General features: G+C 38.7%; 9 protein-coding genes. 8 read left to right on the top strand and 1 reads right to left on the bottom strand.

The annotated features are described in order from the left end of the window. The first annotated feature begins 643 nt into the window (after positions 1 to 643). The 5 genes from ACIQ0C_RS19870 to ACIQ0C_RS19850 all read left to right on the top strand — a co-directional run bounded on the left by ACIQ0C_RS19870 (position 644) and on the right by ACIQ0C_RS19850 (position 4,719). Positions 644 to 1,342: a polysaccharide deacetylase family protein gene (locus tag ACIQ0C_RS19870; RefSeq protein ID WP_402840712.1), complete on the top strand. Its 699-nt coding sequence runs from the start codon at positions 644 to 646 to the stop codon at positions 1,340 to 1,342. A 17-nt stretch (positions 1,343 to 1,359) separates the two neighbouring features. Beyond that, positions 1,360 to 1,959, top strand: coding sequence for a DedA family protein (locus tag ACIQ0C_RS19865; protein ID WP_402840526.1), 600 nt, complete (start codon positions 1,360 to 1,362; stop codon positions 1,957 to 1,959). Between the two features lie 131 nt (positions 1,960 to 2,090). Next, the gene (locus ACIQ0C_RS19860) at positions 2,091 to 3,257 is read left to right on the top strand and encodes an MGDG synthase family glycosyltransferase (RefSeq protein WP_403063103.1); all 1,167 of its coding nucleotides are present in this window, start codon (positions 2,091 to 2,093) and stop codon (positions 3,255 to 3,257) included. Positions 3,258 to 3,359: 102 nt separating this feature from the next. Then, complete coding sequence (modA, locus tag ACIQ0C_RS19855) at positions 3,360 to 4,157, top strand: molybdate ABC transporter substrate-binding protein (RefSeq protein ID WP_403063100.1); 798 nt, start codon at positions 3,360 to 3,362, stop codon at positions 4,155 to 4,157. Further along, entirely contained in the window at positions 4,129 to 4,719 is a 591-nt protein-coding gene (locus tag ACIQ0C_RS19850) for a hypothetical protein (protein ID WP_403063097.1), read from the top strand. Before modA ends, ACIQ0C_RS19850 begins: the two co-directional genes overlap by 29 nt. On the opposite strand, the gene ACIQ0C_RS19845 is transcribed toward ACIQ0C_RS19850, so the two are convergent. Beyond that, a complete protein-coding gene (locus ACIQ0C_RS19845; protein WP_403063094.1) occupies positions 4,706 to 5,200 on the bottom strand; it encodes a VanZ family protein in 495 nt (164 codons plus the stop codon). The genes ACIQ0C_RS19850 and ACIQ0C_RS19845 overlap by 14 nt on opposite strands. A gap of 118 nt (positions 5,201 to 5,318) precedes the next feature. Here ACIQ0C_RS19845 and ACIQ0C_RS19840 point away from each other — a divergent pair, with 118 nt between their 5' ends. The 3 genes from ACIQ0C_RS19840 to ACIQ0C_RS19830 all read left to right on the top strand — a co-directional run bounded on the left by ACIQ0C_RS19840 (position 5,319) and on the right by ACIQ0C_RS19830 (position 6,929). Then, positions 5,319 to 5,690 (top strand): hypothetical protein, encoded by a 372-nt coding sequence (locus ACIQ0C_RS19840; protein ID WP_402840519.1) that lies wholly within the window; start codon positions 5,319 to 5,321, stop codon positions 5,688 to 5,690. Positions 5,691 to 5,806: 116 nt separating this feature from the next. Further along, on the top strand, positions 5,807 to 6,355 hold the full coding sequence (locus ACIQ0C_RS19835; protein WP_403063091.1) for a GrpB family protein: 549 nt from the start codon (positions 5,807 to 5,809) through the stop codon (positions 6,353 to 6,355). Then, positions 6,336 to 6,929 (top strand): YdbC family protein, encoded by a 594-nt coding sequence (locus ACIQ0C_RS19830; RefSeq protein WP_403063088.1) that lies wholly within the window; start codon positions 6,336 to 6,338, stop codon positions 6,927 to 6,929. Before ACIQ0C_RS19835 ends, ACIQ0C_RS19830 begins: the two co-directional genes overlap by 20 nt. Positions 6,930 to 6,958 lie beyond the last annotated feature (29 nt).

Here is a 6,958-nt window from a genome sequence, read left to right as displayed (position 1 = left end):
AAAACTGCAGGCAAACGCAATTTCTTCGAATCTAGGTTATCCTTCATGTTTTTTACAGTAACCCTAATTGGATGGAGGAAATGAGCGACACTCCTGCTGAATAACTGGCTAGCCAAGACCCCGGAGCCGCTAACCGGCGAGGAGGCTTGGCAGACAGTCGGCGGAAAGGGAGCGGATTTCTGAAATCAGCTGGAACTTTTTCAAGAAAAAAACTGCAGGCAAACGCAATTTCTTCGAATCTAGGTTATCCTTCATGTTTTTTACAGTAACCCTAATTGGATGGAGGAAATGAGCGACACTCCTGCCGAATAACTGGCTAGCCGAGACACTAAAGCCGCTAACCGGCGAGGAGGCTTGGCAGACAGTCGGCGGAAAGGGAGCGGATTTCTGAAATCAGCTGGAAAGGTTTTAAAAGAAAAAAACTGCAGACATTGCTGTAATAGAACTAATGTCCTTCAACCTTTACAAAAATAAAAAAATAATGATAAGTGAAAATAATGAAAAAAAAATGCTAAATTGTAGGGGGAGGTTTTATAATGAATTACCTGAATACAATAACATTTGCTGCATTGTAGTAAATGATTATGATATAGGGAAAGGATCAGGATTGGTAATATCAATAATGAGAGGATAGTTTTGTGTGATGCATATATGGCTGATTAGTTTTATTATTTTATTATTGCTATTAATATTTTATACTATTATCCCAACGGTGCTAATTCGTGTATGCAGTCTGGGAATAACCAAAAAAATCAATTCGAATAATGGGATTGCGCTAACTTTCGATGATGGCCCGAACCCTGAATATACGATAAAATTACTTGATCTTTTAAAAGAATATGAGATAAAGGCCACATTCTTTGTTGTTGGCAGTAAAGTGAAAAGTAATCCTGGGATTATTAAAAGAATGCATGAAGAGGGACATACTATAGGTATCCATCATTTTCATCATGTTTCAAGTTGGGTCCTATCACCAGTTCATCTGAGGAAGCAGTTGGAAATGACTGAAAAGGCGATTAAGGAATGCACGAATGAGAAGGTGATTTTTTATAGACCGCCATGGGGCCATTTTAATATCTTCACCCCACTTTTCAGTAAGAAATATAAAGTAATTATGTGGTCCGGCATCTTCGGGGATTGGAAAGTCGAAAATTGCAAAAATACTCTGCTTGATCAACTTCGAAGCACTTCGACAGAAGGTTCCATCCTGTTGCTTCATGACTGTGGTGAAACATTGGGAGCGGATAAAGAGGCACCAGGCTATATGATTGAAATGTTAAAAATTTACCTGCAGGAGAGTAAGGAAAAAGGAACACACTTTATTTCTTTAAAAGACTTATAACTAATTCTGGGGGTATTATGGATATAGATACGCTTTTACATTTTATTGATTCATATGGTTACCTAATCATTTTTCTTTTTTTATTCTTCGGCATTGTGGGAGTGCCTGCTCCAGAAGAATCACTTCTATTTCTTATTGGGGTGTTGGTTGTCCAAGGCAAGCTCTCAATGGGTTTAGCCATGCTGTGTGCAATCCTCGGGGCCTTTATCGGAATGCTTGCAGCTTATGCATGCGGAAAATATGTGGGGTATCCATTTATAAATAAATATGGAAAATTCATTGGGATTACGGCTGAACGCTGGGAAAAAGCAAAGAGAAACTATACGGATAATGCACGAAAAACCTTAGTATTTGGATTTTATATTCCGGGTATGAGACAAATAAGTCCATATTTTGCAGGAATCTCTTCGATACCCTTTCGGAAATACTTCCTATTTTCCCTATTAGGCACTATACTATGGACCGTCCCTTTTATAGTGGCCGGTTATTATGTGGGGGATGCTTTTAATGTTAATCCCAAATATGTTCCATATTTAGGTGTTGTATTTTTAGTTATTTTTGTACTATATGTTACTATCAAATACATTAAAAAGAGAAAACAAATGTCCAAAAGTTGAGTCTGCTCCTTATTATAAACGTCGGAAATAAAAAATCGATTTAAGGAATTTGTTCAACGATATTGTAAGAGCAAGATATCATGAACTATATATTTTGTATTTTCAGAATGATTTCTTAGGAGATGACACATATGAAGAAGATTTTGTTTTTACCTCTCTTTCGAATGCAGTCGGGACATCATCAAGTTGCAGAGGCATTGATGGATATGTTAAAAAAGCATTCAAATGGGATTACTTATAAAAAAATCGATCTAATCAGTTATACCAATACCTCTCTAGAAAAATTCATTGCAAATAGTTATCTGACATGGATCCGTTATGCGCCGGAAACCTATAATCTTGCCTATAAGAATCTGTTTTATGTTCACTCGCCAAAGGAAAGTGTATGTAAATGGTATCAGCAATTATTCATGAATAAGATGGAACGATTGATAGCGGAAGAAGAGCCTGATTTAATTGTGTGTACACACGGTTTCCCTTCATATCTTTTGAGTCAGTTAAAGATGAAAGGGAAGTGCAGCACACCGATAATAAACGTGTACACGGATTTTTTTATTAATAATGTGTGGGGAAGCGAAGGGATAGATGCCCATTTTCTTCCTAGTCAAGAAGTTAAAGAAAAGCTGATGAGTAAGCGTCAAATACCGAAACAAACGATGATGGTCACTGGCATTCCCGTGCATGAGGAAATCACAAAAAATGTCAGTGTCCAAAGAAAAACAGAACGGCCAAAAATTTTGATATCCGGGGGAAATAGCGGTCTGGGAGGGATTTTGAACTTAGGTGATGAGTTAAAGAATTCTACCGACTTTGATTATTTAGTTCTTTGCGGAAATAACAACAAGCTTTATGAAGAAATCGATACATGGAACTTACCTCATATCAAACCACTGCCTTATATCTCATCAAGGTCTGAAATGAATAAGCTTTATGAAGAAGTTGACGCAATCGTTACGAAACCGGGCGGTGTCACGATCAGTGAAGCATTGCGAAAAAGGCTTCCGATTTTTGTTCATTCCAGGCTTCCGGGGCAGGAGGAAATTAATCTGCAGTATCTTAAACAACAAGGCCTTGTATTTAAACTTAATCAGAAAACGCCTTTTGAAAAACAATTGCTGAGTATATTGAAGGATCAGAAAAAAATGAAAAAATGGAGCATTTCCATAGAGTCTTACCATAAGGAAATAGAGTTGGAGAAACCTGAGGGAATAGTGGAGGTCATGAAATTGATCCTTAATCTAAATCAAAATGGTACGCCTTCCTATCTAGCCCGACAGCCCAAACTTCTTTATAGCTAAATGCATTGCATTCCCAATGGTGAACCTAAAAGGAAGATGGAATACGGAAGGCTGCTGAATTAGCAGCCATCCTATGAAGAAAGGTCGGAAGGAAGAGTGACTTTGAAAAAAACATACCTTATGATTTTTTTGATGATGATGCTTGTGATAGTGGGTGCAGGGTGTTCAAGCGATGAAACGGAAAAAACGGAAATGAAGGCGCAAGCCGGAGGAAAAGTGGAATTGACGGTTTCCGCAGCTGTAAGTTTACAAGATGCCTTAAATGATATAAAGAAGTCTTTTGAAAAAGAGAATGCAAATGTTGAAGTGCATTATAACTTTGGAGCCTCTGGAGCTCTTCAGCAACAAATATCCCAAGGCGCACCTGTTGACCTGTTTTTCTCAGCAGCAGAAGATAAGTTTGATAAATTAGTAGAGGAAGATCTTATTGAAGGGAAAAACGGAATCGATTTAGTCGGCAATGACCTGGTGCTGGTGGTGCCAAAGGATTCCAAAAAGGAAATTGGATCGCTGGAAGACATCACAAAGGCCGCTAAAATTTCGATTGGGACTCCAGAGTCTGTACCGGCAGGGCAATATGCGAAACAAACTTTGGAAAACATGAACCTCTTTAAAGAGATTGAAGATCGATTGGTATTTGCCAAGGATGTGCGGCAAGTGCTTACATATGTGGAAACGGGAAATGTGGACGCTGGCCTCGTTTATAAAACGGATGCACTCAACTCATCAAAAGTTGAAATCATTGCAGCAGCCCAGGCAAATTTACATGATCCGATCATATATCCCGTCGGAATGATCAATAACGTGGATCATGCCAAGGAAGCCAAGCTATTCTATGACTATCTCCAAACGGAAGCCTCCATGAAAATCTTTGAAAAATACGGATTTAAAGGTTTATAAAAGAAAGTCTATTCCACTCCAGGCACTCGCTTTCCACGGGCGGTCGGGGGAGCCTCCTCGCCGCTTTGCGCCTTTGGTGTCTCCCCTCGACACGCTTTTCCCGCAGGAGTCTCGCACCTTCCGTTCCAATCAATTTTGTTTTGAAATTTTAGATGACCCCTTTTTTTCTACAGTTTTATTAGGAAAACGAACGTCGATTTCCACTCCAGGCACTCGCTTTCCGCGGGCGGTCGGGGAGCCTTCTCGTCGCCTTGTGCCTGCGGTGTCTTCCCTAGACGCGCTTTTCCCGCAGGAGTCGCGCACCTTTCGTTCTAATCAATTTTGTTTTGAAATTTTAGGTGAACCCCTTTTGTTTACAGTCTCTAACCACCAATCTGGTGGTCTTTTTTTATGCATTATCAGTAATATTAGGTATATTTTCCTTTATATTGAAACCTCTTCTCGCTTTAAACGTAAGAATAAGGACATGCATGTATTCGTCTTTCAACAAAATTGGATAATTCAGCCGCTGCGTAAAATGGACCTAGTGATAAAAGAAGGACAGCAAATTACTGTCCCCTGACCTGACTGCGAATGGTTCCATTCTTTTTGAAAACTATGTAAAACAGTTTAATAGGCAGGTATCCTATAACCCCGCCGAGAGTATTCAGGATCAAATCATCGGTATCAAAACTTCCCAATTCAAATAAAAGCTGAAGAATCTCATAGGTGAAACTAAGACAGAATGTTGTAATCAAGATCGATTTGAATTGGGAAAACCTTTTTGATAGTAATGGAAGCATTAAGCCGAAAGGTACAAAGCCGATGATATTCCCCATTATATTTTCAATCCGGATCGATGTGTTAACATCCGCTAAGAACAGGTAATGGCCAATGGTTTTAAAAGGGATGAAGTTATGGGACCCCCAATAGCGGCCATGGGAAAAACTGATATGACCATTCATTTCGGTTATTGAGAAGGTTTTAAATAAAATGAGCTTTGTAAGGATTAATAGATAAAGAACCATAAATAACGATAATACAATTTTCACAAAAATTTTCATGATACAACTCCAAGATAAAAGTAGGAAATATTTATCATTTTATCATAAATGGTATATGATGAGTTTAATGTAATAATTTACAATATTTTTAGGTCGAATTACCAGGGAGGAGTAAACAGTGGAGGAAGCAATAATTGATTTTGTCATTGTAGTCATGTTAATTATTGGTTTCACATACGGTCTCATTAGGCAATTTAGACATTGCGTCAGTATCAGGAATGGAAATAAATCGGAGTATGTACATTACAAGAGGGCATTGATTGGAAACTATCTGGTTTGCCTATCCTATTCAGGGTTTCTTTTTTCTTATATTTTGAATTCATTATTGGCATCCCGTATTATACAGGCCTCATTTATTACAAGTGATAATACTAGTTTTTGCTGTTTCAGTTTTCTTGCCATTCTATTAATCGCTAAATTTGGGATTATTCCTAAGGAAAATGAACAAGTTGAATTACAAGAATACATAGTTGAGAAAGAGGAAATATGAAGAAAATTTCGCTTATCTTTATCCCGGCTGCTTTTTTGTGATGCATGCACATTGGTGTAAAAATAAGGAAATAGTAAAACGGAATGTAAACGCGAATTCCTATCAAGGAGGCTTTCATGAGAAAGGTCGAAGTCGTACCATATAAGAAAGAATGGCCCAAGTTATTTCATGATGAATGCCAAAAATTACAGGATATTTTTGGGCCTGAAATGATGAATTCCTACCATATTGGCAGTACGTCCATCCCGGCAATCCATGCCAAGCCCATAATAGATATTTTGGCAGTGGTAAAAGATGTGGAATGTGTGGCTGATTTTAATAAAGAGATGGAAGGGATAGGGTATGATGCCATGGGGGAGAACGGAATGGCTGGACGACGTTTTTTTCGTAAAGGCGGGGATGAGAGGACACACCATATTCACATGTTTCAAGAAGGACATGAAGAAATATCCCGACACCTCGCTTTTCGGGATTATTTGCTATCACACCCTGATGAAGCACAAAAGTATAGTAGGCTGAAGCAGCGCTTGGCAGCGGAATTTCCAATGGATATCAAAGGTTATGTAAATGGAAAAAATGATTTTATAAAAAAGGTTGATGAAAAAGCGAAAGATTGGGCGGCGTCCTTGAATGAGGGGGATCATCATGTTGATGAAGTGGATTAAATGTCAAGTGAATGAGGAAAACAAGCGTTCATTTTCAAAAGCACAAGAGGGATGGGGAGAATTGCGCCATTGTGTTGGCTTCATGGGTCAAACCGGAGGGTGGAATAGAAATGAACCCCATGAAGCAGGCATTCTCTCCGTTTGGAAAGATATCCATTGTTATCAACGTTTCATGAAGCATCAGCATGATGAAATATTCGGGAAGAGTGACCAAGGAAGTACTTATACAAACATTTCTGTCGATATATTCGAGAGCATATCCAATATAGGAACAACGGACATTACGGATTTTGTTGATAAGGGAAAATTACTTCGAGTGGCTGAATGTTCTGTTGAAAAGGATAAACGAACCCGTTTTGAGCAGGTGCTAATAGAAGTAGGAAGCAATGGCATGCTGTCTGGCGCATTCGGTAAAAGGCAAAACGGCAGATATCTTGTCGCCTCATTATGGGACAATGAAGATTCACATCAACGGTATGCGGATAAGGAATGGCCTGCACTGATAAACGAATCGGGAGTGAAAGATATTTCAGTTAGTTTAATTGAATTGCATCCAAAGTGGGCGGTCATTTAGAATCAAACATTATCAATCTATCGATTTGA

The organism is Peribacillus sp. NPDC096448, from assembly GCF_044762675.1.
GTDB lineage: Bacteria > Bacillota > Bacilli > Bacillales > DSM-1321 > Peribacillus > Peribacillus frigoritolerans_B.
Note: the sequence above shows the minus strand (reverse complement) of the source record. Positions and strands in the feature narration are given on the sequence as shown.

Coding starts and splice junctions, on each gene's coding strand:
- ACIQ0C_RS19835 (WP_403063091.1), top strand. CDS start 5,807: ATGAGAAAGGTCGAAGTCGTACCATATAAGAAAGAATGGCCCAAGTTA.
- ACIQ0C_RS19865 (WP_402840526.1), top strand. CDS start 1,360: ATGGATATAGATACGCTTTTACATTTTATTGATTCATATGGTTACCTA.
- ACIQ0C_RS19845 (WP_403063094.1), bottom strand. CDS start 5,200: ATGAAAATTTTTGTGAAAATTGTATTATCGTTATTTATGGTTCTTTAT.
- ACIQ0C_RS19860 (WP_403063103.1), top strand. CDS start 2,091: ATGAAGAAGATTTTGTTTTTACCTCTCTTTCGAATGCAGTCGGGACAT.
- ACIQ0C_RS19870 (WP_402840712.1), top strand. CDS start 644: ATGCATATATGGCTGATTAGTTTTATTATTTTATTATTGCTATTAATA.
- ACIQ0C_RS19830 (WP_403063088.1), top strand. CDS start 6,336: ATGTTGATGAAGTGGATTAAATGTCAAGTGAATGAGGAAAACAAGCGT.